Origin of the sequence: Pseudomonas sp. R28(2017) (assembly GCF_002112505.1) — a bacterium.
GTDB lineage: Bacteria > Pseudomonadota > Gammaproteobacteria > Pseudomonadales > Pseudomonadaceae > Aquipseudomonas.
The window spans coordinates 1-2,753 of the sequence record NZ_NEHW01000033.1; the positions used below are offsets into that span (position 1 = coordinate 1).

Sequence of the window (2,753 nt, forward strand, 5' to 3'; positions counted from 1 at the left end):
CAGGCCCAGGGCGTTGCTGTGGGTGACCATCAGGCCTTCGGCGTAGCTGAAGTTGCGCACGGTGTCGCCGTTGCGGTTGATCACCGCGCTCAGCTGGCCGTGTTCGTCGTAGCGGTACTGGGTGAGGGTTTCGACGGCCTGGTTGTCGACCACACGCTTGATGTCGGTCGGGTTGCCGTCGGGCGTGCCATAGGACCGAGACTTGCGCCTCAGTCCATAAATCTGAATTTTAAAGATCGATTGGCTAGCAGGCTGGGAACGTCAATACAACCTATAAAGCATAGCGTCACAGTCAAAGTCACACGCGATAGACATTGAGGTTTAATTCATTGTCATCCAAGCTGCCTTTGATCTTCACCGAAGCTCATCTAGTCAATTGTCCACTCACACGCATGTCTATGCGAGGCTAATTTGCCTCGCACAAATGCACCTTCTACCGATCAAAGTGCCAACCCAATCAATCAGATTGAAAAAGTAAAAAATCACATCTCGATAAACTCATCATTATCCTGATAATAATTTAAGGCCTTGACATAATCATCATGCGACGCATCAGGATTTTGCTCCGCCAACAAAGTTACAACATCAACAAACTGCTGTCCAGAATATAGATAGCTCAAGCCCACTTTTTTTACGGACTCTGGATAGATCTCCTTATCGTCCTTAACATTTGGATAATCGGCCACAAAATATTGTACTTTTAAATCTAGGTGATCTTGATCCTGACCATAAAGACAAAAATCATCATCTTGCTCTGCAAAAATCTTAACGTGCTCGATTAATTCTGAAAGAGCATAAAACTTATTCTTCAATAACATTACATATCTCCAATTGATTAACCACAGCAAATTTTTCCCGTTGCACCGTCAAGCTTGCCTTTTCGCCCTTGAGCGCCACCACCCCATATGTCTCGACCACCTTTACCAGTCGGGTGGTATAACCCATGATTCGACTTATGATCCATACGATCCACAAGAGATAGCCTATTAACATCCTCGTGGTGGTGCCACGTCAAACCAGGGGGGCTGCCGCTTTTAGCCCCTGTCTTAGCCCACTCCTCAAGTTTCGGATATCGATTCAGCATATCCTTCCTGAATTCGGGCTCAAGTTCCATCCTATTCAAAAGATCGGTATTAGCCCTATTAAACTGGACGGCATCGCTTGAATATCTATACTGAGGATCCAATGTGTGATCATGGAAAATATTATACTTGCCATTATTCGGCCTGTTCGCTAAACCGAGCGGGTCAACCCAAGCCAAAGGATTAATAGCATATTTGTATAAGTTAGAACCACCTTGTAACCCAATCGGGTCTTGAGTTACAAACCTACCGGTGCCAGTGTCATAGTAGCGGAGCGTGTTGTAGTGCAATTCGGTTTCGCTATCGAAATACTGGCCTTGTAAACGTAGATTTTGCTGAACCTCATCGACCACTAGGTTTTCTATCGAACCCCACGAACGATACGTCGCCTGCCAAACGATTTTGCCTTCGCTGTCGGTCAACTCCAGCGGCGTGCCAATCTGGTCCGTGTGGAAGTAGTAGAGTTTCTGCTCTTCACCCTCTGTCTGATCGACCCGCGCCAACGGCGCATAGCTACCCGGCTCATACAGGTACAAGATGCTTTGCCCAGGTGTCTCTTCGCGCAGCATCCTCAAGCCTTGCCAGAGGAAGCGCTTGTGCTCGACTTCACCGTTGATCTCCGCCTGCTTGGCCACCCGCCGCCCCAGGCTGTCATACCGGTACTGCCCGATGCTCTCCAGTCTGCCAGCGACATACGTTTCAGCTTTAACCAGCCGGTTCTCGCAGTCATAGGCAAAGTACTGCAACTTGCTGTGCCCCGAGCGCTTCTCGATCAGGTTGCCCCACGGGTCGTAGCGATATTCCTGATCCCGCCACTGCTTGATCCGGTTGTCCTTGACCTTGTCAAACTGTCGGGCGTTGAAGTCCAGACGGTTCGCGGCTGCGTCGTAGCGGAACTCTTCACTGCCCACCAGCGAGCCGGTATCACGGCTGCGCAACTGGCCATTGGCTTCGTACTCGTACTTGATCTCGCCTCGCAGCTTGTCGAGGGTGCGCACCAGCTCTCCGGCCGGGTCGTACTGGTAACGGCGATGAATCGGGTTGTAGGCATGCTCCACCAGCAGCGAGGTATTGATGCCGGTGTTGTGCACCTGCGACAGCTTGTCGGCGGGCAGCATCGAAGCGTATTGCCAAGCCTTGCGGCCCATGGAGTCATAGCCAAAGCAACTGGTGAGCTTGCCCTGGGTCCGGTACACCTCGCGGTGCAGGTCATCACGCTCCATGTCGCTGATCACCTGGCCATCCAGGTTCAGCTGGTGCAGGTGGCCGCTGCCGTAGTACAGGTGGTTGACCTTGCGCCCATCCGGCAGGGTCAGTGTGGTCAGGTTACTGAGCGGGTCGTACTCGTAGCCCAGCGTGCCATCGGGCGTGATTTCATGCGTCAGCCGCCCCAGCACATCGTAGGTGTACGCCAGCTTTTCCTCGGTCACCCCAAGTTGCTTGCCGAGTCCACTCGGGTGCCGCTCGATGCTCAACAGCCGGTCACCTTCGTCGTAGGTGAACTGCTGCTGTGAATCGCGGTTCAGCTTGGCGATCAAGCGGCCAATGCTGTCGCGCTCGAACAGCGTATGCCGCTCGGGCCGCTCGGCATTTTCGCCGTAGCCGATTTCATCCAGTCGGGTCAGATGGCCACCGACGTTGTAGCTGAAGCGCCGGGTCAGGTTGTCCACC

2 protein-coding genes are annotated in these 2,753 nt (G+C 52.6%); both read right to left on the reverse strand.

Annotated features, from left to right (window positions below):
- Positions 1 to 482: 482 nt before the first annotated feature.
- Positions 483 to 818, reverse strand: coding sequence for a hypothetical protein (locus CAF78_RS27440; protein ID WP_085673225.1), 336 nt, complete (start codon positions 816 to 818; stop codon positions 483 to 485).
- 17 nt (positions 819 to 835) lie between these two features.
- Positions 836 to 2,753: RHS repeat-associated core domain-containing protein (locus tag CAF78_RS27445; RefSeq protein ID WP_177408581.1), on the reverse strand; the 1,918-nt coding region annotated here is incomplete at its 5' end.

Coding starts and splice junctions, on each gene's coding strand:
- CAF78_RS27440 (WP_085673225.1), bottom strand. CDS start 818: ATGTTATTGAAGAATAAGTTTTATGCTCTTTCAGAATTAATCGAGCAC.